General features: G+C 72.7%; 18 protein-coding genes and 1 pseudogene. 15 read left to right on the forward strand and 4 right to left on the reverse strand.

Annotated elements, in window-relative coordinates:
* Nucleotides 1–127 precede the first annotated feature (127 nt).
* Nucleotides 128–1006, forward strand: coding sequence for a LysR family transcriptional regulator (locus tag ACW9J6_RS18925; RefSeq protein ID WP_457118053.1), 879 nt, complete (start codon nucleotides 128–130; stop codon nucleotides 1004–1006).
* A gap of 824 nt (nucleotides 1007–1830) precedes the next feature.
* Nucleotides 1831–2886 carry an SDR family oxidoreductase gene (locus ACW9J6_RS18930; RefSeq protein WP_457118054.1) on the forward strand — a complete coding sequence of 352 codons (1056 nt, stop codon included), beginning with the start codon at nucleotides 1831–1833 and terminating at the stop codon, nucleotides 2884–2886.
* A 132-nt stretch (nucleotides 2887–3018) separates the two neighbouring features.
* Here the strand turns inward: ACW9J6_RS18930 and ACW9J6_RS18935 are convergent, their stop codons facing one another.
* From ACW9J6_RS18935 to ACW9J6_RS18945, 3 genes are read right to left on the reverse strand one after another with little or no spacing between them, the layout of a single operon-like run.
* Complete coding sequence (locus ACW9J6_RS18935) at nucleotides 3019–4113, reverse strand: extracellular solute-binding protein (protein ID WP_457118055.1); 1095 nt, start codon at nucleotides 4111–4113, stop codon at nucleotides 3019–3021.
* The gene (locus ACW9J6_RS18940; RefSeq protein ID WP_457118056.1) at nucleotides 4110–5498 is read right to left on the reverse strand and encodes a sensor histidine kinase; all 1389 of its coding nucleotides are present in this window, start codon (nucleotides 5496–5498) and stop codon (nucleotides 4110–4112) included. The genes ACW9J6_RS18935 and ACW9J6_RS18940 overlap by 4 nt, the downstream gene beginning before the upstream one ends.
* A complete protein-coding gene (locus ACW9J6_RS18945; protein ID WP_457118057.1) occupies nucleotides 5495–6172 on the reverse strand; it encodes a response regulator transcription factor in 678 nt (225 codons plus the stop codon). Before ACW9J6_RS18945 ends, ACW9J6_RS18940 begins: the two co-directional genes overlap by 4 nt.
* A gap of 116 nt (nucleotides 6173–6288) precedes the next feature.
* On the opposite strand from ACW9J6_RS18945, the gene ACW9J6_RS18950 reads away from it, so the two are divergent.
* The 10 genes and pseudogenes from ACW9J6_RS18950 to ACW9J6_RS18995 all read left to right on the forward strand — a co-directional run.
* A complete protein-coding gene (locus ACW9J6_RS18950) occupies nucleotides 6289–7059 on the forward strand; it encodes an ABC transporter ATP-binding protein (RefSeq protein WP_457118058.1) in 771 nt (256 codons plus the stop codon).
* A gap of 29 nt (nucleotides 7060–7088) precedes the next feature.
* Complete coding sequence (locus ACW9J6_RS18955) at nucleotides 7089–7973, forward strand: ABC transporter permease (protein WP_457118059.1); 885 nt, start codon at nucleotides 7089–7091, stop codon at nucleotides 7971–7973.
* A gap of 41 nt (nucleotides 7974–8014) precedes the next feature.
* Nucleotides 8015–9031, forward strand: coding sequence for an ABC transporter substrate-binding protein (locus ACW9J6_RS18960; protein WP_457118060.1), 1017 nt, complete (start codon nucleotides 8015–8017; stop codon nucleotides 9029–9031).
* A 262-nt stretch (nucleotides 9032–9293) separates the two neighbouring features.
* Complete coding sequence (pabB, locus tag ACW9J6_RS18965) at nucleotides 9294–10676, forward strand: aminodeoxychorismate synthase component I (protein WP_457118061.1); 1383 nt, start codon at nucleotides 9294–9296, stop codon at nucleotides 10674–10676.
* Between the two features lie 128 nt (nucleotides 10677–10804).
* Nucleotides 10805–11410: an anthranilate synthase component II gene (locus ACW9J6_RS18970; protein ID WP_457118062.1), complete on the forward strand. Its 606-nt coding sequence runs from the start codon at nucleotides 10805–10807 to the stop codon at nucleotides 11408–11410.
* Nucleotides 11397–12239, forward strand: a complete 843-nt coding sequence (locus ACW9J6_RS18975) for an aminotransferase class IV (RefSeq protein WP_457118063.1) — start codon at nucleotides 11397–11399, stop codon at nucleotides 12237–12239. Before ACW9J6_RS18970 ends, ACW9J6_RS18975 begins: the two co-directional genes overlap by 14 nt.
* Nucleotides 12240–12376: 137 nt before the next feature.
* On the forward strand, nucleotides 12377–13768 hold the full coding sequence (locus ACW9J6_RS18980) for an MFS transporter (protein ID WP_457118128.1): 1392 nt from the start codon (nucleotides 12377–12379) through the stop codon (nucleotides 13766–13768).
* A gap of 102 nt (nucleotides 13769–13870) precedes the next feature.
* Nucleotides 13871–14878 carry a 2-dehydropantoate 2-reductase gene (locus tag ACW9J6_RS18985; RefSeq protein ID WP_457118064.1) on the forward strand — a complete coding sequence of 336 codons (1008 nt, stop codon included), beginning with the start codon at nucleotides 13871–13873 and terminating at the stop codon, nucleotides 14876–14878.
* A 40-nt stretch (nucleotides 14879–14918) separates the two neighbouring features.
* Nucleotides 14919–16451, forward strand: a complete 1533-nt coding sequence (locus tag ACW9J6_RS18990) for an acyl--CoA ligase (protein WP_457118065.1) — start codon at nucleotides 14919–14921, stop codon at nucleotides 16449–16451.
* A gap of 85 nt (nucleotides 16452–16536) precedes the next feature.
* Nucleotides 16537–17004: pseudogene (locus ACW9J6_RS18995) on the forward strand (hypothetical protein); the annotation flags it as partial.
* A gap of 149 nt (nucleotides 17005–17153) precedes the next feature.
* Here the strand turns inward: ACW9J6_RS18995 and ACW9J6_RS19000 are convergent.
* Nucleotides 17154–17669, reverse strand: a complete 516-nt coding sequence (locus ACW9J6_RS19000; RefSeq protein ID WP_457118066.1) for a MarR family winged helix-turn-helix transcriptional regulator — start codon at nucleotides 17667–17669, stop codon at nucleotides 17154–17156.
* Between the two features lie 119 nt (nucleotides 17670–17788).
* Here ACW9J6_RS19000 and ACW9J6_RS19005 point away from each other — a divergent pair, with 119 nt between their 5' ends.
* The 3 genes from ACW9J6_RS19005 (at nucleotide 17789) to ACW9J6_RS19015 (ending at nucleotide 21609) form a co-directional block, all read left to right on the forward strand.
* Nucleotides 17789–19195 (forward strand): MATE family efflux transporter, encoded by a 1407-nt coding sequence (locus ACW9J6_RS19005; RefSeq protein ID WP_457118067.1) that lies wholly within the window; start codon nucleotides 17789–17791, stop codon nucleotides 19193–19195.
* Complete coding sequence (locus tag ACW9J6_RS19010; RefSeq protein ID WP_457118068.1) at nucleotides 19192–19644, forward strand: MaoC family dehydratase; 453 nt, start codon at nucleotides 19192–19194, stop codon at nucleotides 19642–19644. Before ACW9J6_RS19005 ends, ACW9J6_RS19010 begins: the two co-directional genes overlap by 4 nt.
* 147 nt (nucleotides 19645–19791) lie before the next feature.
* Nucleotides 19792–21609: a DUF294 nucleotidyltransferase-like domain-containing protein gene (locus ACW9J6_RS19015; protein ID WP_457118069.1), complete on the forward strand. Its 1818-nt coding sequence runs from the start codon at nucleotides 19792–19794 to the stop codon at nucleotides 21607–21609.
* Nucleotide 21610 lies beyond the last annotated feature (1 nt).

Raw genomic sequence — 21610 nt, forward strand, 5'->3', positions numbered from 1 at the left:
GCCTCCTCATCGGGTCGGACCAAGCCTTAAGCCCCAATTGCTATCGTGAAAAACGAATGATCGTGATATCTGTTCTCTGATTGAGTGATAGCTCGGCGGCGGCGCCGAGGTCGTGGGATGAGGGCGCATGGACATCGCCGATCTGAAGGTGTTCGAGGCCGTCGCGCGCCTCGGGAGCATGAACCGAGCGGCGCTGGACCTGCACACGGTCCAGTCGAACGTCACCGCGCGGATCCAGGCGCTGGAGGAGGATCTCGGCGTCGCGCTGTTCCGGCGGCACGCCCGAGGCGTGACGCCCACGCGGGCGGGCGAGCGCATGCTGCCCTTCGTCGGCCGCCTGACGATGCTCCTGGCGGAGGCCCGGGCCGCGGCGCGCGATGACGGTGTCCCGGCGGGCCCGCTCCACCTCGGCAGCCTGGAGACGACGGCGGCGATCCGAGTCGCGCCGCTGCTGGAGGGTTTCCTGGCGGCCTGTCCGGAGGTCCAGTTCTCGCTCACGACCGGCACCACGGCGATGCTCCTCGACGAGGTGATCGCCTGCCGGCTCGACGGGGCCTTCGTGGCCGGTCCGGTCCGCCACGCCGAACTCGTGGCGGAGCCGATCCTCCGCGAGGAGCTCGTCCTGGTGACGCCGCCGACGATCGGCGCCCTCGCCGAACTCCCGGCGCTGCCGAACCCGCGGACGATCGTGTTCCGGGTCGGCTGCTCCTACCGGCAGCGCCTGGACGCATTCTTGTCCGACCTGGGGATCGCCGGTGCCAGGGCGCAGGAACTCGGCTCCCTCGACGCGATCATCGCCTGCGTGGCGGCCGGGCTCGGGGTCACGCTGCTGCCGCGGGCGGTGGCCGCGGCCGCGCTGGCGGAGGGCCGGATCGCCATTCACGCGCTGCCGCCCGAGCGGGCGAAGGTCGAGACGCTGTTCGTGCGGCGGCGCGACGCGTCGCCGTCCCGCGCGGTCGAAGCACTCCTCGACCTCGCGCGGCGGAAAGGCTCCGAGGTGCGGTGAGGGCGCGCCTCGGAGCCGTCCCCGTCCGGGGGGAGGCATCTGGGTCCGGCGTCGCCACAACGGTGGCGGCGGACCGCCGGGTCTGCTCGGCGACGTCACGGAGGCGGCGGGTTCCCAAATCTGGAGAGAGGTCGTTCGGGTCGGCGCAGACGCGCAGTTCGCGCGCGCCCGCCGCGGCGGCGAGGATCAGCACGAGCGCCACGGTCCTACGCCAAGCGGAAGACAGAGAGGGAGCCTCCCGGCCGCGATCGAGCCCGACCGACAAGATCGCAGCGCCCTGCAGGTTCTTGAGATTTTCGCGGGTGATCTCGGCGAGACCGCTGAAGCGCGTCGCCGCGGTGTGCTTGGCCGACATGGTCCACTGGCCGTCCTCGGCCTGGGCGGCGACGTGCGGGACGGCCGGTTTCAGGATGTTCGGGTTGCGCGCGCGTTCCTCCTGCGGGGAGGGGTTTGAACGGAGGCACCCTCGGTGCCGGAGCCCTGGCGGGTCGCCTGGGCGAGGGCGGGGCCGTGCATCAGGGCGAGGATCGAGGCGGAGCCGAGGGAACGTCGCATGGCGGTCTTGAATCGGAGGCGCAGAGCGGACGGGCGCTTCGCAGCAACAGGACGGCCTCTCGGGTCCGGCACAGCGGCAGAACGGCCAGCATCGGCGTGGTCATCCATTCACAGAGGCCAGAGAGAACCATAAACCTATTTACCGAGCTTAAGTATAAATCCGAGTTTGGCGATCTGTCGCCGATGCTGCGCGCGACGAATCGGGCGGGACCGCCGGCCGTCCTGCGGCGTTGTCCTGCCGGACCTTTGCGCGGTGCGCAGGAGCGAGCATGGCGGCATCCGAGAGAACGGCCCTGGTGGCGGGCGCGCACGGCATCATCGGGAAGGCGCTGATGGAGGAGATCGCCGGCACGCCGGGCTGGCGCGCCCGCGCGCTGACCCGCCGCCCGCACGGGACGCCGGGCGCGGTGGTGGCCGATCTGACCGACGCGGAAGCGACGCGGACCGCTCTCGCCGGCGCGGCCGACACCACGCACCTGTTCTACGCGGCGCTGTCGCCGCGGCCGGACCTCGCCGCGGAGGCCGAGGTCAACGGGGCGATGCTGCGCCACCTCCTCGACGGTCTCGCGGCCGTGGAGGCGCCGCTGGAGCGGGTGGTGCTCTATCAGGGCGCCAAGGTCTACGGCGTCCATCTCGGCCCCGTTCCCTCACCCTTCTACGAGGACGAGACGCCGCGCCACGTCGGGCCGAACTTCTACTACGCGCAGGAGGACGAACTCGCGCGCCGCGCGGCGGCTGGCGGCCCGTCCTTCGCGATCCTGCGCCCGGACGTGGTGGTGGGCGACGCGATCGGCAACCCGATGAACATCGCGATGGTGATCGGCGCCTTCGCGGCCCTCAGCCGTGCCGACGGGGCCGCCTTCCGCTTCCCCGGTCCGGCCCATGTCTACGAGGGCGTGCTCGCGCAGGTGACGGACGCCCGCGCGCTCGCCCGCGCGAGCCTGTGGGCGGCCACGGCGTCGGCGGCCCGCGACGAGGCCTTCAACTACGTCCACGAACCGTTCCGCTGGCGGCGGATCTGGGAGAAGGTCGGGGCGGCGCTCGACCTCCCGCTCGGGCCGCCGATCCCGCTGACCCTGGCCCGGCACATGGCGGACCAGGGGCCGGTCTGGGCGCGGCTCGCCGCCGAGCAGGGCCTGTCCGGGCAGCCCTACGCGAAGGCCGTGGGCTGGGCCTTCGGCGACTTCGTGTTCCACTCCGACTTCGACCTCGTCTCGGACATGGGCAAGATCCGGCGGGCCGGATTCTGCGAGACGGTGGACAGCGCGCAGGCGGTGATCGACGCCATCCGGCGGCTGCAGGCGGCGAAGGTGCTGCCGCGGTGAGACACTCCGAGCGGCGGAGCGAGATCTTCGACCTCGCACTCCGCTTCTCCGGGCGCATGCAGCGACAGCGGAATGCGACCCGGAAAAGCGGGGGGGGGGGCGGGTGAATACCGTCGAGCCATGCGATCCAGGCTACGGCCCACCCGCCCGCGCCCGGTCGAGCCCGATGGAGTTGCGCCACTCCGCCAGGAAGCGCGCCCGCTTGGCGCGGTCCTGCACGGCGAGCAGGGCGGGCCCGAGGGCGATCGGCCGGAAGACGCCCGCCGCCGCGAGGCTCGGCGGGCCGTCGACGCCCGCCGGCAGCGGGCCGTCGCGGCCGAAGAAGAACGCCTTCTCGCGGCCGACCCGCTGCCCGCGCTCGGAGAGGAGGTAGTCCAGGAAGGCGAAGCCCTCGGCCGCATGGACCGCGCTCACCGGAATCAGGGCGCCGCGGCTCAGGACCAGCGCGTAGTCCCGCGGCACCACGATCCCGAGCTTGGCGCCGCGCCGGATCGCCCCGTACACGTAGGAGCCGAGCAGGTTGTAGCCGAGCGCGAGGCGGCCCGCCTCCAGATCCGCGATGAGGTCGCTCGTGCAGCAGCGCACCTGCAGGTTCGCGCGCCCGAAGGCTTCGATGAGGCGCCCGTAGGTGGCGGCGCTGCGGGCGTCGTAGGCGGCGAAGAGGAAGCCGATCCCCGACAGGGCCACGTCGTAGGAGCCGATCCGCCCGGCGTAGCGATCCGCGTGGTCGCGCAGGAGGTCGATCAGCTCCACCCGGCTGCGGGGCACCTCCCGCGGCGGCACGAGGTCGGGCCGGTAGGCGAACACCGCCGGCTCGGCGCTGAAGCCGAAGACCTCGTCGCGCCACGCGGCGTAGCCCGGGAGCCGCGCGGTCTCGGGCGAGCGGTAGGCCCGGGCGCAGCCCTCGTTGGCGAGCTTCACGAGGTGGTCGACCGAGGAGGAGATCAGGATGTCGGCGGCGAAGCCCGAGGCGCGGCCGCTGCCGCAGGCCGCGGCCGCCTCGGCGTAGAGCTCGGCCGTCTGGTACTCCACGTACACGACCGTGACATCCGGCGTCACCGCCTGAAAGTCGCGGATCAGCGGGTCCATGGCATCACGGTCGGCGGCCGCGCGGATCGTCAGCTCGACCCGCGACCATTCGGGCGCCGGATAGCGGGTGACCTCCGCGGCGGCGGTCGGGCCTGTCCAGGCGAGGAGCGCCAGCGCCAGCGCGCCCCGCCGCCTCACGGGACCGCCTCCGCGGCGGCCGGGAAGACCAGCACGACGGCGAAGCCCTCGTGCGAGCGCGCCTCGAAGCGCATCTCGCCGCCATGCGCCACCGCGACCTCGGCCGCGATGGCGAGCCCGAGACCCGACCCGATCGCACCGCCCGAGGCAGCCTGGAACGGCTCGCGGACGCGCGCCCACTCGGAGACGGGGATACCGGCCCCGTCATCCACCACCTCGGCCCGGACCCGGCCCGCCTCGCCGACGGTGCGCAGGGTCAGGCGGTGCGGGGCGCCGTGCTTGAGGGCGTTGTGGATCAGGTTCGCCAGCGCCTCGCGCAGGGCGATCGGGTCGCCCCGGATCACGAGGCCCTCCGCGGGGCCCTCGTAGCCGATGTCGACGAGCCGGGCCCCCGAGACCGGGATCGCGTCGATGAGGGTCTGGCGGGCGAGCGCCGCGAGATCCACCGGTGCCGGCGGGACCGCGCGCGAGCGATGGATCACCATGGCGTGGTTGAGGAGCTGGTTCGTGAGCCGCCCGAGTTCGGCGGTGCGCGCCTGGACGCGCGCCACCTGCGCGCGCCGCCGCGCCTCGTCGTCCTCGGCCGAGAGCAGGTCGACCTGCGCGGAGAGGGCGGTCAGCGGCGTGCGGATCTGGTGGGCCGCGTCGGCGATGAAGCGCCGCATGATCGCCATGTGGCCCGCGAGGCGGTCCATGAAGTGGTTGATCGAGCCGACGAGGAGGTGGATCTCCCGCGGCACCGCCACCGCCAGGGGATCGAGGTCGTTGGGGCCGCGGCCGGCGAGCAGCCGCTCGATGGCGGCGAGGGGACGCAGCGCCGCGCGCACCGCCACGATCACGGCGCCGAGGGCCAGCGCGCTCATCGCCAGGACGAGAAGGCTCGCCTTGGCGGTCAGGTCGGCCGCGAGCGAGGAGCGCGCCTCTCGCGTCTGCGCCACCACCACCGCGGCGAAGCCCGCACGGCTCGCGTCCGGGACGTAGCGCCCGACCACCGCGACCCGCACCGGCTCGCCCTTGTGGACGGCGTCGAGGAGGATCGGCCCCTCGCCGAGGCGGGCGCGCTCCACCGGGACGGCGAGGTCCGCGTTGCCGGTGAGCAGACCGTCGGACGGATCGAGCACCTTGTAGAAGACGCGGTCCCGCGGGGCGAGGCCGAGCGTCTCGAAGGCCGAGAAGGGCGGGTCGACGCTGACCTCCCGGCCGTCGCTGGCGATCGTCTCTGCGATCTGGAGGGCGGCGCCGACGAGCAGCCGGTCGTAGGCCTGGTCCGCGGCGAGCCGGGCCGAGGCCCAGGCGGCCGCGAGGAGCAGGGCCGCGCCGATCCCGAGCACCAGACCCAGCACCGCCACGAGGCGGAGGAACAGGGAGGGCGTCGGGGCGATCACGCCGGGGGCCACACGACCTGGTAGCCGAGCCCGCGCAGGGTGCGGATCTCCGGCTCGGCGCCCGATTGCGTCAGCTTGCGGCGCAGCCGCGCGACGATCTGCTCGACGGCGTTCTCGCTCGCCTCCTCCTCGAAGCCGGTGACCCGCTCCAGCAATTCGCCCTTTCCGAAGATCCTGCCGGGCCGGCCGGCCAGGATCTCGATCAGCGTCCATTCCCGCCGCGTGAGGTCGAGGGGAAGGCCGCCGACGCTGGCGCTGCGGGCCTCCCGGTCGAGGACGAGGTTGCCGAGCGCGATGGCGTTGTCGGCGTGGCCCGCCTGGCGCCGCAGCAGCGCGCGCACCCGCGCCTCCAACTCGCGGAAGTCGAAGGGCTTCACGAGGTAGTCGTCCGCCCCGAGGTCCAGCGCCCCGACCCGGTCGTCCACCTCCGAGCGTGCGGTCAGCACCAGCACCGGCGTGCGGGCGCGGCGCGCGCGCAGGCGCCGCAGGATCGCGAAGCCGTCGAGGCCCGGCAGGTTCACGTCGAGGAGGACGAGGTCGTAGGCCTGGACCTCCAGGATCGCGTCGGCCTCGGTCCCATCGCGCTCCCAATCCACCGCGTGGCCGAGGCCGCGCAGGCGCGTCGCGATGGCGTCGCCCACGTCCCGGGTGTCCTCCACCACGAGGATCCGCATCGGGCCCCGCCCTCCCTCCCGCCCTGCCTGTCAGGTTGGCGTCAGGTTCGGACCGTACCGCATCGGTCAAGGCCCGGCCAAGCGGGCGCACCAGAGAACCCCAGGGAGGCAACGTGATGAACGCACGCCCGAGCCTTGTCCCGGAGCCGCTGCTCACGGTCAAAGGCGTCACGCTCCAGTACAAGACGAGCGACCATCTGGTCACCGCGACCTACCGGGTCGATTTCGAGGTGCTGCCGGGCGACCGCTACATCCTGCTCGGGCCGTCGGGCTGCGGGAAGTCGACGCTGCTCAAGGCGATCGGCGGCTACCTCACCCCCGTTGAGGGCGAGATCCGGCTGAAGGGCCGGAAGGTCACCGAGCCCGGCCCCGACCGGATGATGGTGTTCCAGGAATTCGACCAGCTCCTGCCCTGGAAGACCGTGAAGCAGAACGTCGCCTTCGCGCTCACCGCGAGCGGCCGCGCCTCCGGCGCCGAGGCGACCGACCGGGCCATGGCCTATATCGAGAAGGTCGGGCTGGCGAAATTCGCCGATTCCTACCCGCACATGCTGTCGGGCGGCATGAAGCAGCGCGTCGCCATCGCCCGCGGCATGGCGATGGAGCCGGACATCCTGCTGATGGACGAGCCCTTCGCGGCGCTCGACGCGCTCACCCGCCGCAAGATGCAGGACGAGCTCCTGCGCCTGTGGGAGGACACGCGCTTCACGGTGCTGTTCGTCACCCACTCGATCGAGGAGGCGATCAAGGTCGGCACGCGCATCCTGCTGCTCTCGCCGCATCCCGGCCAGGTCAAGGCGGAACTCAACAGCCTGAAGCCCGCCGAGCTCGGCACCGCCGCGCAGGGCGCCCTCGAAGCCCGCATCAACGACATGCTGTTCGCCTGACACGAAGACCACGCCCGGGAGACACGCCCATGAGCACCGCCTCCACCTCCACCCTCGGCCTCGACCAGCGGCCCGAAATCCTGCGCGAGACCACCGCGTCCGGCGCCGTCGCGGTCGAGCAGCGCCTGTCGCTGCCCGACCTCCTCTACCGGCAGGGCTGGCTGCGCAAATGCGCGGTGCTGGCCGTGCTGGCGCTGGTCTGGGAGGCCTACGGCCGCTGGCTCGACAACCCGCTGCTGTTCCCGACCTTCACGGCCACGATCGAGGCCTTCGGCCAGGCGATCCTGAGCGGCGAGATCCCCGCCAAGGCCCTGATCTCGCTCCAGACGCTGGCGATCGGCTACGGCATCGGCATCGCGCTCGCGGCGATCCTCACCACCATCGCCATCGGCTCGCGGATCGGCACCGACCTCCTCGAGACGCTGACCGCGATGTTCAACCCGCTGCCAGCCATCGCGCTGCTGCCGCTGGCGCTGATCTGGTTCGGTCTCGGCCAGGGCAGCGTGGTCTTCGTCCTCGTGCACTCGGTGCTGTGGGCGATCGCGCTGAACACCCATGCGGGCTTCCGCTCGGTGTCCAACACCCTGCGGATGGTCGGGCTGAATTACGGCCTGCGCAACCTCAAGCTCGTGCGGATGATCCTGATCCCGGCCGCCTTCCCGAGCATCCTCACCGGCCTCAAGGTCGGCTGGGCCTTCGCGTGGCGCACCCTGATCGCCGCGGAACTGGTCTTCGGCGTGTCGTCGGGCTCGGGCGGACTCGGCTGGTACATCTTCGAGAACCGCAACGCGCTCGAGACCACCAACGTCTTCGCGGGCCTGTTCACGGTCATCCTGATCGGCCTGTTCGTCGAGAACGTGATCTTCGCCAACATCGAGAAGCGCACGATCCGGCGCTGGGGCATGCAGCACTGACCCCCCCTGATCCGGCAACCAACGACACGAGGAAACGCACGATGATCCGACGGACATGGCGGCGGGCCGCAGCCTGCGCGGCGCTCGCGCTCGGGCTCTCCGCCGGCCCCCTGCGCGCCGAGGTCTCCGAGGTGCGCATCTCGAAGGGCTACGGGGTGCTCTACCTCCCGCTCTTCGTCATGCAGGACAAGAAGTTCCTGGAGGCCCAGGCCGCCAAGGCGGGGCTCGGCGACGTGAAGGTGACCTGGCTCACCCTCGACGGCGGCAACGTCATCAACGACGCGATGATCGCCGGCTCGCTCGACATCGCCGGGACCGGCGCCCCGGGCTTCCTCGCCCTGTGGGCGAAGGGGCGGGGCAGCGCCAAGACCGAGGTGATCGGCGTCTCCGGCTTATCGACCACGGCCCTCGACCTCAACGTGAACAAGCCCGAGATCAAGTCGCTCGCGGACTTCACGCCGAAGGACAAGATCGCGATCCCCGGCATCAAGACCTCGCTCGCCGCGGTCGTGCTGCAGATGGCGGTTGCCAAGACGTTCGGGCCAGAGAACTACAACAAGCTCGATTCGAGCACGGTCGGCCTGCCGCATCCCGAGGCGGTGGCGGCGCTCCTCTCGGGCCGGACGGAGATCGTGGCCCACTTCGCCTCGCCGCCCTTCACGCAGGTGGAGCGCGCCGACCCGAAGGTGCACACGGTGATCAAGGCCTCGCAGTTGTTCGGCCCGATCACCCTGGACGTGGTCTTCGCGCTGAAGCGCTTCACGGAGGCGAATCCGAAAATGACGCAGGCCTTCCTGGCCGCCCTCGACCAATCCTGCGCCTTCATCAAGGAGCACAAAGCCGAGACGGCCGAGATCTTCGCGCGGGCCTCGAAGGTGAAAGTGACGCAGGAGGAGGTCGCCCAGATGCTGGACGACCCCGACAGCCGGTTCTCCGCGACCCCGAACGGGATCATGGAGTTCGCGGAGTTCATGCACCGGGCCGGCATCATCAAGACGAAGCCGGCGACGTGGTCGGACCTGTTCATCCCGGCGCTGAAGGAGCGGGCGGGGAGCTGAGAACGGCGGAACCCCGAACCCTCCCCCCTCTGCGGGGGAGGGTGCCCCACGGAGTGGGGCGGGAGAGGGGAACCCCGCTTCAGGATCACACTCGACCGTCAGTGCCGGGCGACACCTGGATCAGCGTCGCGCCGGCCCCTCTCCCGGCTCGCTCCGCTCGCCACCCTCCCCCGCAGAGGGGGGAGGGTGATCCGCCTCTGACCTCCGATCCCCACCATCCGCCAGCTTCCGCCGCGCCGCCGCCCTCCTGTATCAGGGCGCCATGTGGATCCGGCCCCTCCCGCCCCTCGACCCGATCGCCGCCGCCGCGCGCCTGCGGGACCTGGGCGGCCTGGCGTTCCTCGACAGCGCCATGCGCCACCCGGAGCTCGGGCGCTACTCGTACCTCGCCGCCGCGCCCTTCGCGGAGATCCGCGTCCGCGGCGGCCGGGCCTTCCTCGACGGCGCGCCGCTCGACGGCAGCCCGCTCGCCGCGATCCGGCGCATCCTGGCACCCTACCGGACCGAGGCGCGGCCGGACCTGCCCCCGTTCCAGGGCGGCGCCATCGGCTACCTCGCCTACGATTTCGGCGGGCTCTTGGAGCGCGTCGCCGCGCCGCCCCGCCGCGCCGGCCTCTGCGACGACGGCGCCCTCAACCTCTACGGCACGATCCTGGCGTTGGACCACCGGGAGGGGACGTGCCACCTGATCGCCTCGGGCTTCCCCGAGACGGAGCCCGCCGCCCGGGAGCGGCGCGCGCGGGCCGACCTCGACGCCGTCGCCGCGCGGCTCGACGGACCCGAACCCGGGCCCGCGGCCGGGAGCGGGCCGCCGCTCACCTGGGCGTCGAACTTCACGCCCGAGACCTACGCGGCCGCGGTGGAGCGGGTGCGCGACTACATCCGGGCCGGCGACATCTACCAGGCGAACATCGCCCAGCGCTTCACCGCGGCGCTGCCCCCCGGCTTCGACGCCTTCGCGTTCTACCGGCGCCTGCGGGTCCGGAACGCCGCCACCTTCGCGGCCTTTCTCGATTTCGATCGGCTGACAGTGGCGTCGAGTTCGCCGGAGCGCTTCCTGCGCCTCGACGGGCGCGCGATCGAGACGCGGCCGATCAAGGGCACGGCCCCTCGCTCCGCCGATCCGGCGGAGGACCGCGCCCGCGCCGAGGCGCTCCTCGCCAGCGAGAAGGACCGGGCCGAGAACGTGATGATCGTCGATCTCCTGCGCAACGACCTCTCGCGGGTCAGCGCGCCTCACAGCGTGACGGTGCCGGCCCTCTGCGACCTTGAGACTTATGCGGGCGTCCACCACCTCGTCTCGGCGGTGACAGGGCGGCTGCGGGACGGGGCGGACGCCTTCGACCTCATCGCCGCCACCTTCCCGGGCGGCTCGATCACCGGCGCCCCGAAGCTGCGCGCCATGGACATCATCACGGAGATCGAGGGCGACGCTCGCGAGTTGTTCTGCGGGAGCATCGGCTGGATCGGCTTCGACGGCAGCCTCGACACCAACATCGCCATCCGCACCGTGGTCATGGACGAGCGGCAGGCCGTGCTGCAGGCGGGCGGCGGCATCACCCTGCTCTCCGACCCGGTCGCCGAGTACGAGGAGACCCTGACCAAGGCCGAGCGGATCTTCGCGGCCTTCGCGGAGGCGGGCTGAGACCGGCGCCGTCGCTCCCCCCGAGGCTGCGACGTCGACGGGCCTCGGCACCCTTCTCGCAGGCGGCGATCATGCGGTCGCGGCCCCCGCGTCACGGGCCGCCCGCGAGGCGGCGCAAGGCAACCAGGATGATCCTCGTCATCGACAACTACGATTCCTTCGTCTTCAACGTCGTGCGCTACTTCGAGGAGCTCGGCGCCCCGGTCGCGGTGGCGCGGAACGACGCCCTCGACGTGGCGGCGATCCGCGCCCGCGCCCCGCAGGCCGTGGTGATCTCGCCCGGTCCCTGCAGCCCCGCCGAGGCCGGCGTCTCGCTGGACGTCGTGCGCGCGCTCTCGGGCGAGGTGCCGATCCTCGGCGTCTGCCTCGGCCACCAATGCATCGGCGCGGCTTTCGGGGGCCGGGTCGAGCGGGCCGCGCGACCGCTGCACGGGCAGGGCTCCCCCATCACGCATGGGGCGCGGGGGCTGTTCCAGGGCCTGCCCTCGCCGATGCGGGTCGGGCGCTACCATTCCCTCATCGTGGCGCCGCGTCCCGCCATGGAGCGCAGCCTGACGATCGACGCGGTCTCGGCGGAAGGGGAGGTGATGGCGCTGTCCCACCGCCAGCATCCGACCTACGGCATCCAGTTCCACCCGGAATCGGTCCTGACCGAGCACGGCCACGCGCTCTTCGCGAACTTCCTCCGCCTCGCGCGGGCCTTCCGGAGGGCACCCGCCGATGCCGTGGCTTGACGGGGCGGTCGTCGAGGGGCCGACGATCCCCTTCGATCCCGCGGATCGCGGCTTCCTCCTGGGGGATGGCGTCTTCGACACCGCCCTCGTGGTGAACGGGCGGGTGATGTTCGAGGCGGCCCATGTCGCCCGCCTCGTCGCCTCGGCCGCCGCGCTCGGCTTCGCGATCGATCCCGCGGCGGTGACCGCGGGCATGCGGGCGATGGCGGCCGGACATGACCGGGCGGCGCTCCGCACCACCGCGACGCGCGGCAGCGGCCCGCGGGGCCTGCGCCCGCCGCCGGAGCCGCGCCCCCGGATCCTGGTGACGGCCGCCCCGCTCGCGCCTCCCGGCGCGGCCTTCGCGCCGCTCTCGCTGCACACGACCTCCATCCGCCGCAACGACACCTCACCGGCCTCCCGCCACAAGACGCTCGGCTACCTCGACGCGGTCCTGGCCGCGCAGGAGGCCGCGCGGGAGGGAGCGGACGAGGCGCTGTTCCTCAACACGCACGGGCACGTCGCGTGCGCGGGCAGCGGCACCCTCTTCGCCGTGATCGGCGGCGCGCTCATCACGCCGCCGCTGGCGGACGGCGTTCTCGCGGGCATCGTGCGGGGCTGGATCCTGGCGCAGGCTCCGGCCCTCGGGCTGCCGGCGACGGAGCGCTCGCTGACGCCAGCGGACCTCGCGGGCGCCGAAGCCCTGTTCCTGACGAATTCCCTCCGCCTCGTCGCCCCCATCGTCGCCCTGGACGGCCGCGCGCTTCCCGGTGCCGCGCATCGCGTGCTCGCCCGCCTGACGCAGACGACGCGGGACACCCTCGCGGCGGAATTCGGCGCGCCGCCCTGAGAATCCGGCCGCGTGCCGGAACGGAAAAGCCGCGCTGCGGTTTGCCCTCCCGCTTCAGGGAGGTGACGGTGCAAGCGACGGCCGATGCAGCGAGGACCCCGGCGGATGGCAGGGTCCGCACCGACATCCCCGCCCGGATGGACCGGCTGCCCTGGAGCCGCTTCCACCTGCTCGTCGTCATCGCGCTCGGCGTGACCTGGATCCTCGACGGGCTCGAAGTCACCATCGTCGGGTCGATCGGCCCGATGCTGCAGGACAAGCAGGCGCTGGGCCTCACGGTCGAGCAGATCGGCCTCGCCGCCTCCTTCTACGTGGTCGGCGCCGTGGCGGGCGCGCTCGGCTTCGGCTGGATCACCGACCGCTACGGGCGGCGGGTCGTGTTCTACACGACGCTGATCATCTACGTGGGCGGCGTGCTGGCGAGCGCGCTCGCCTGGAACTTCTGGAGCTTCGCGCTCTTCCGGCTCGTCACCGGGCTCGGCATCGGCGGCGAGTACGCGGCGATCAACTCGGCCATCGACGAGCTGATCCCGGCCAAGTACCGCGGCCGGGTCGACCTCATCGTCAACGGCAGCTTCTGGGTCGGGGCCGCGGCGGGCGCCGGCGCCTCGCTGCTGCTGCTCGACTCCTCCCTGGTTCCGGCCCATCTCGGCTGGCGCCTCGGCTTCGGCATCGGCGGCGTGCTCGGCCTCGGCATCCTGCTCCTGCGCCGCTACGTGCCCGAGAGCCCGCGCTGGCTCGTGGTGCATGGGCGCGAGGAGGAGGCGGAGCAGACCGTCGCGGAGATCGAGCGCACCGTCGAGAAGGAGACCGGCCAGCGCCTGCCCGCGGCCGAGGGCGCGCTGGAGGTGCATCCTAAGGCGAGCTTCGGCTTCGGCGAGATCTTCGGTTCGATGCTCGGGCCGCATCGCGGGCGCAGCCTGCTCGCCCTGGTGCTGATGTCGGCCCAGGCCTTCCTGTTCAACGCCGTGTTCTTCACCTACGGCCTCGTGCTGGCGAAGTTCTACGGGATCCCCGAGACTGGGGCCGGCACCTACCTGGTGCCGCTCGCCATCGGCAACTTCCTCGGGCCGCTGCTGCTCGGCCACTTCTTCGACACGATCGGGCGGCGCCGCATGATCACCGGCACCTTCGCGGTGAGCGGCCTGATGCTGCTCGTCACGGCCGTGGCCTTCGGTCTCGACCTGTTCACCGCCTGGACGCAGACCTTCGCGTGGATCGCGATCTTCTTCGTCGCCTCGGCGGCGGCGAGTTCTGCCTACCTGACGGCGAGCGAGATCTTCCCGCTGGAGACCCGGGCGCTCGCCATCGCGGTGTTCTACGCGCTCGGCACCGCGGCCGGCGGCGTCGCGGCCCCCTGGCTGTTCACCCGCCTGATCGAATCCGGCCTGCACGGCGCCCTGGCGGCGGGCTACGCGGGCGCCGCGCTCCTGCTCCTCCTGGCGGCCGGCACCGAGTGGGTGCTCGGCGTCGACGCGGAGGGAAAGTCGCTCGAGAGCATCGCGGACCCGCTGTCGAAGGCCCGCTGACCTTCAGGCATAATGTACACCATAGGGGGCTTGTGAAAGTCCGCTGAATGCGCTGACTCTTTTCGCAAGCCGAAATCTTGGGGCGGGCGGGGAGTGCGGAGCATGAGCATCGCGATCGTGGGGGCGGGCGCCATCGGGGGCTATCTTGGCGTCCGCCTGGCCGATGCCGGGGAGCAGGTCACCTTCATCGCCCGCGGGGCCAACCTGGAGGCGATCCGCCGCGACGGCATCCGGCTGATCGAGGAGGACGGGCGCGAAGTCCATGTCCGCGACCTCAGCGCCACGGCGTCCATGGCGGAGGCGGGGATCCACGACGTGGTGCTTCTGACCCTCAAGGCGCATCAGGTCGGGCCGATCGCCCAGGACCTGAAGGCGCTGATCGGCCCCGAGACCCTCGTGGTGACGATGCAGAACGGGATCCCGTGGTGGTACTTCCACGAGCACGGCGGGGCCTACGCGGGCACGCAGCTGAAGACGGCCGATCCGGGCGGGCTGATCGCGGCGGCGATCGATCCCCGGCAGGTGATCGGCAGCGTCGTCTACCCGGCGGCGGTGCTGACCGAGCCCGGCGTGGTCCGCGTGGTGGAAGGGTCGCGCTTCGGCCTCGGCGAGCTCTCGGGCGAGATGTCGGAGCGCGTGCAGGGCCTCGCCCAGCGCCTGATCCGGGCCGGATTCAAGGCGCCGGTGACGAGCGACATCCGGGCCGAGATCTGGCTGAAGCTCTGGGGCAACCTCTCGTTCAACCCGATCAGCGCGCTCACCCACGCGACGCTGGTCGACATCTGCCAGTTCCCGGACACGCGGGCGCTCGCCGCCGAGATGATGCGCGAGGCCGAGACCATCGCCAACACGCTGGGGATCACCTTCCGGCTCGGCATCGACCGGCGCATCGCCGGGGCCGAGAAGGTCGGCGCCCACAAGACCTCGATGCTGCAGGACGTGGAGGCGGGCCGGCCGATCGAACTCGAGGCCCTGGTCGGCTCCGTGATCGAGCTCGGGCGGCTGACGAAGGTGCCGACCCCGCACATCGACGCGGTCTACGCCCTGATGCGGCTCCTGGCGCGCACGCTGGAGCACCAGAAAGGCCGGCTGTCCATCCGGCCGCTGTGATCCATAATCTCCACCCTAGCTCAGACGAGGAGAGGCCGGGATGGCCGAGGAACCGGGCCGCACGATCGAGGCCCTGATGCGGGCGGGCGCGGAGGCGGCGACCGCCCTCGACGCGCCGGGAGGCCGGCCCCTGAGCTTCGGCGCCCTGCGGGACCTGATGGGCCGCACCGTGGCGGATCTCAACGCCCACGGGGTCGGGCGCGGCGACCGCGTCGCCATCGTGCTCGACAACGGCCCGGCCATGGCGGCGTCCTTCATCGCCGTCGCGGCGGGCGCGACCGCGGCGCCGCTCAACCCGGCCTACCGGGCGGAGGAGTTCGAGTTCTACCTCACCGACCTCAAGGCCCGGCTGCTGATCGCGGCCGCGGGCAGCGACACGCCGGCGGTCGCGGTGGCCGAGCGGCTCGGCTTGCCGGTGGTGCGCCTGCGCGAGACGCCCGAGGCCGGGGCGGGGTCCTTCACGCTCCTGTTTCCCGGGCCGGCGGCCCCCGTCGCCGAGGGCGGGCCCGCCCAGCCGGAGGACGTGGCCCTGGTGCTCCACACCTCGGGCACCACGTCGCGCCCGAAGATCGTGCCGCTGACGCAGGGCAACGTCACCGCCTCGGCGCGCAACATCCGCACGACGCTCGCCTTCACGGCGGCGGATCGCGGCCTCAACATCATGCCGCTGTTCCACATCCACGGGCTGATCGCCGGCATCCTGGCGCCGCTCTCGGCGGGCGGGTCGGTGTCCTGCACGCCGGGCTTCAACGCCTTGAAGTTCTTCGCCTGGATGGATGAGGTCGCGCCGACCTGGTACACGGCCGTGCCGACGATGCACCAGGCGATCCTCGGCCGGGCGGCCCGCAACCGCGAGATCATCGCGCGACACCCCCTGCGCTTCCTGCGCTCCTCCTCGTCCTCGATGCCGCCGCAGGTGCTGCGCGAACTGGAGGAGGTCTTCTCCGCGCCGCTGGTCGAGGCCTACGGCATGACCGAGGCCGCCCACCAGATGGCCTCGAACCCGCTGCCGCCCCGCGCCCGCAAGGCCGGCTCGGTGGGGCTCCCGGCCGGGCCCGAGATCCGGGTCGTGGACGAGGCGGGCGAGCCGGTCCCGGCGGGGGCCACCGGCGAGATCGTCATCCGCGGCGACAACGTGATGGCGGGCTACGAGAACAACCCGACCGCCAATGCCGAGGCCTTCACCCGGCACGGCTATTTCCGCACCGGCGACCAGGGGGTGATGGACGCGGAGGGCTACCTCACCATCACGGGCCGGCTCAAGGAGATCATCAACCGCGGCGGCGAGAAGATCTCGCCGCGCGAGGTCGACGAGATCCTGATGGATCACCCGGCGGTGGCGCAGTGCGTGACCTTCGCGGTGCCCCACGACAAGCTCGGGGAAGAGGTCGGCGCCGCGGTGGTGCTGCGCGAGGGGCACGCCGCCGACGACAAGGAGCTGCGGGCCTTCGTGGCGGCCCGCGCGGCGGCCTTCAAGGTGCCGAGCCGGATCACGATCCTCGACGAGATCCCCAAGGGGGCCACCGGCAAGCTGCAGCGGATCGGCCTCGCGGCCAAGCTGGGGATGGGGTAGGGGGCTCGCCCGGGGCCGACTCAGCGAGATGTGACTTTCTCCGCCACGGCGCCTCCCGTAGCTTCCGCCGACGGGAGGGCGATGCGTGCGCCGGATGATGAAGTTCCTCCACACGATGGGGGCGATCGGCCTGATGGGCGCGATGGCCTCCCTGGTCGTGCTGCTGGGACTGACGCCCTCGCCCTCCGCGCTCGCCGGCTACGCCCTGATGCGCGGCGCCATCGCCGCCGTGGCGACCTGGATCGTCCTGCCCTCGCTCGCCCTGACGCTCGTGTCCGGGCTGCTGGCGATCGCGCTCAACCCCGTCTTCCAGAATGCCGGCTGGGCCTGGGCGAAGCTCGCCAGCGGCATCCTGCTGTTCGAGTACGGCTTCGTGGGCGTGCAGGGCCCGATGCAGCGCGAGGCCGAGCGCAGCGCGGCGGCGCTCCTCGGGCAGGTCGACCCGGGCACGCTCGCCGGCTCGCTGCGCGCCGAGACGGGCACGCTGTGGGTGCTGCTGGTGGTGGCCACGGCCAACGTGGTGTTCGGGATCTGGCGGCCGCGGCTGATCCGGTCGCGCGGGCCGGCGTCGGCACCTTACCCTCCCCCCTCTGCGGGGGAGGGCGCCGCGCAGAGGGGGGAGGGGAACCACGCCGCAGGATAGACCGGGGCCGCGGTGAAGAGCGCCACCCCTCCGACCGGGCAGAGTTTCGCCCGTGATCCTCACCCCGCTTCCGGCCGGTCCTTCGCCTCGCCGGCCGCGAACGCCGCCCCGAACTCCACCGCCGCGATCTCGTCCGCCAGCGCCCGCAGCTGCGCCGCCTTCTCCGCCCCGAAGGTCCGCTCGAAGCGCGCCTGCGCCTCCCGCCACAGCCGCGCCGCTGCCCGGAAGCGCTCCCGGCCCTCCGGCGTCATCACCACCCGCCGGCTGCGGCGGTCGGCCGGGTCGACCTCCAGCGCCACCAGCCCGTCGCGGGCCAGCGGCTTCAGGGTGTGGCCGAGCGCCGAGAGGTCCATCACCATCGCCTCGGCCAGCGCCTTCATGGTCGGCGTGCCGAGGCTGCGCAGCTGCGCCAGCAGCCCGAACTGGGTCGCCTTCAGGCCGGAAGGCGCCAGCGCGTCGTCGTAGAGCTGGCCGAGCCGTCGCGTCGCCCGGCGCAGGGACGCGTTGCTGCACGGGCCATCCTCCCGCCGCCCTCCGCTCATCGCCGCCCCGGGCGCGTCCCGCTCCGGCCGCATGGCTCGTCCCTCACAGCGCGCTTGACGAATACAGGCATATGCCACCAATCTTCCCGTGGGGCCAGACGTGACGATGCCGGATCGGACCCCGATCCGTCGAGGCCCGATCGGGAGGTCCCATGGACGACCGCACGCGCCGCCTGCTCCACGGCCCGATCCTGCCGACGCTGCTGCGCCTGGCGGTGCCGAACGTGGTGGTGATGCTGGTCCAGTCCAGCGTCGGTCTGATCGAGACCGCCTTCGTGGCCGGCCTCGGCACCGACGCCCTCGCCGGCATGGCGCTGGTCTTCCCGCTGGTGATGACCGTTCAGATGATCTCGGCCGGCGCGGTCGGCGGCGGCATCCTGTCGGCGGTGGCGCGCAGCCTCGGGGCCGGGCGCCGGGAGGCGGCGGAGGGGGTGGCGTGGCACGCGATCGCGATCGCCCTCGGCCTCGGGCTCCTCACCACCGCGGCGGCGCTGGGCTTCGGACCGACCCTGTACCGGGCAATGGGCGCGGACGGCGCGACCCTCACGGCGGCCTCGGCCTATGGCGGCGTCGTGTTCGCGGGGGCGGTGCTGGTCTGGCTGTTCAACGCGCTGGCGGCGGTGATCCGCGGCACCGGCAACATGGCGCTGCCGGCCGCCGTCACCAGCCTCGGGGCGGTCGTCCTGGTGCCGGTGTCGCCGGCGCTGATCTTCGGGCTCGGGCCGCTGCCCGGCCTCGGCATCGTCGGGGGCGCGGTGGCGATCCTCGCCTATTACGCGGTCGGCAGCGCCGTCCTCGCGGCCCATCTCCGCTCGGGACGCGGCGTGCTCCGCCTCGCCCGCCCGCCGGCCATCGCCTGGGCTCCCGCGCGCGAGATCCTGAGGGTCGGCGCCGCCTCCTCGCTCGTCAGCCTCACCACCAACATCACGATCGCCACCGCCACCGCCTACGCCGCCCGCTTCGGCCCCTCGGCGGTGGCGGGCTACGGCACGGGCGCGCGGCTCGAATACCTGCTGGTCCCCCTGGTCTTCGGCCTCGGCGCGCCGATCTCCGCCATGGTCGGCACCGGCATCGGGGCGGGCGACCGGGCCCGGGCGCTGCGCGTCGCCTGGACCGGGGCGGTGCTGGCGGTCGGCCTCACCGAGGCGATCGGCGTCGCGGCGGCCCTCTGGCCCGGCGCCTACCTGCGCTTCTTCGTCACCGATCCCGCCATGCTGGCGACCGGGGCGCGCTACCTCGCCGCGGTCGGGCCCTTCTACGGCTTCGCCGGGCTCGGCCTCTCGCTCTACTTCGCCGCGCAGGGCGCCGGACGGGTCGGCTGGCCCCTCGTCGCCGGCATCACCCGCCTCGTCGTGTCGATCGGCGGCGGCGCACTCGCCCTGCGCGCCGGGGTGGGGCTCGACGGGATCTTCCTGGCGCTCGCCCTCGGACTGGTGGCGCTCGGCCTCATCAACGCGGGGGCCGTCGCGGCGGGGGTCTGGTTCCGCTCCCGCCCCGTTCCCGCCGCGCCCCTTCCCACCGCCCCCCCTGGCCGCCCGCTCCGGAGCCTGACGCGATGACCCTCCTGTACCTCGACGACCTGGAGCCCGGGCAGATCCACCGCTCCGGCGAACTCGCCGTGACGGAGGAGGCGATCAAGCGCTTCGCTGCCGAGTACGACCCGCAGCCCTTCCACCTCGACGAGACGCGGGCCGCGGCCTCGTTCTTCCAGGGCCTCGCGGCGAGCGGCTGGCACACGGCGGCGCTCACCATGCGGCTCTTGGTCGAGAGCTTTCCGCTCGCGGGCGGCATCATCGGCGCGGGCATGGACGAGCTGCGCTGGCCGCGCCCGCTGCGACCGGGCGACACGATCCGGCTCGAGAGCGAGGTCTTGGAGCTTCGCCCGTCCCGCTCGCGCCCGACGCAGGGGCTCGCCAAGGTCCGCACCACCACCCTCAACCAGGATTGTGAGCCCGTGCAGGTGCTGGTGGCGAACCTGCTCGTCCTGCGGCGAACCGCGGAGGGGTAACCGGTCCTGCGACCCCCCCTTTCCCGGATCTCCGTCCGCTGACGCGACGATCGTCCGGACAACGGAAGAGACGAAACGGACACTCTCCGCGCGACCTTCCGGGTGCGCCGGCCGCGCGCTACGCTCGCCGGCCAACCGCGCGCGGCCATGCAGAGCTTCGACGTCCTCAATCCGCCCTTCGACCGCCTCACCGCCGAGGAGGCCGACGACCTGCGCCGCCACGTCGATATCGGCTACTTCCGTCCCGGCACCGTCATCGTCGCCCACGGCCGGCCGGCGGAGCAGCTTCACGTGGTGATCAAGGGCGCGGTCGAGGCGCGGATCGGCGACGCCCCCCAGGCTCTGCTGCGCGCGGGCGACACCTTCGACGCCCGGGCGGTGGTGCATGGCGAGGCCGGCGAGGACTTCGTCGCCGCGCAGGAGACCCTGTGCTTCCTGATCCCGCGCGAGGTGATCGTGCGGCTCGTCCACGCCAATCCGGGCTTCGCGGCCTTCTTCTACGCGGAGATCTCGCGCAAGCTCGATGCGCTCGCGGCCTGGCAGCCGCGGGCGGGGATGAGCGCGGTCTTGCGCACCCGCATCCGCGACGCCCGCCACGCCCCGGCGGTGTTCCTGACCGGCGACACGACGCTGGAGGACGCGGCCCGGCGCATGCTCGAGGCCGATGTCGACGCGGTCTTCGTGGAGGAGGGCGGGCGCACCGGCCTCCTCACCGGCCACAAGGTCACCCGGGCGGCGGTGATCGAGAAGCGCCCCTTCGACACGCCCGTGCGCGACCTCGCCCGGTTCGAGGTGACGTCGGTCGATGCGGACCAGATGCTCCTCGACGCGCTCCTGATCATGACGCGCCACGGCAACCGCCGCATCGCCGTGCGCGAGGGCGGGAGCTTCCGCGGCTGGCTGCGCGACCTCGACCTTCTCGGAGCCTTCGCGGGCAACGCCCAGCTGGTGCCGAGCCGCATCGACCGGGCGGGGAGCGTCGCGGATCTGCGCGAGCCGGCCCGCGACATCGCCGTCCAGGCCGAGCAGCTCCACCGCCAGGGGGTCCGGGTCGACGCGATCGCGCAGGTCACCTCCGATCTCAACCGGCGGCTCTACGCCAAGCTCTTCGCGCTCCTCGCGCCGGCCTCGATCCGTGCGGCCGGCTGCCTCGTCCTGATGGGCTCGGAGGGCCGCGGCGAGCAGGTCTTCCGCAGCGATCAGGACAACGCGCTCCTGCTCGCCGCACAGGTGCCGGAGGGCGAGCTCTCGGCCTTCCGCATCGCCTTCTCGGGGGCGCTCGAAGACCTCGGCTTCCCGCCCTGCCCGGGGGAGATCATGGTGCGCAATCCCCTCTGGTCGCAGCCCGTCGACAGCTTCGCCCGCCAGCTCGGCCGCTGGGCGCTGGCGGGGGATCCCGACGCGGCCATGAACCTCGCGATCTTCGCCGATGCCGTCGCGGTCGCGGGCGATCCGCGCCCCCTGCAACGGGCGCGGGCCGTGCTCGCCGACGTGGTGCGGGGCGAGACCCGGATGCTCGCGCAGATCGCGCACCTCATCGACATCGCGGGCGATTCGGGAAATGGCGGCCTGTTCGACGCGGTCTTCGCCCGGATCGGCCTGCGCCGGCACGACCTCGACCTCAAGCGGGCCGGCCTGTTTCCCCTCGTGCACGGCGTCCGGGTGCTGGCGATCGAGGCGGGGCTCAGCGAGACCGGGACGGTGGAGCGCATCCGCGCGCTCACCGAGCGCGGCCTGATGGAGGACAGCCTGGGGCGCGACCTCGCGAGCGCGCTGCGGGCCTTCATGGCGCTGCGCCTGGACCGCCAGCTCGCCGCGTCGCATCGCGGCGCCGCCTCCGGCCCGGTCGTCCTCGACGCGGACGCGATGCCGACCCTGGAGCGGGACCTGCTGCGCGAGGCGCTGCGGATCGTGCGCCGCTTCCGCGAGGTGATCCACGTCCGCTACGGGCTCGGGCAGTTCTGAC

The sequence above is a fragment of the Methylobacterium sp. JK268 genome (assembly GCF_054052225.1).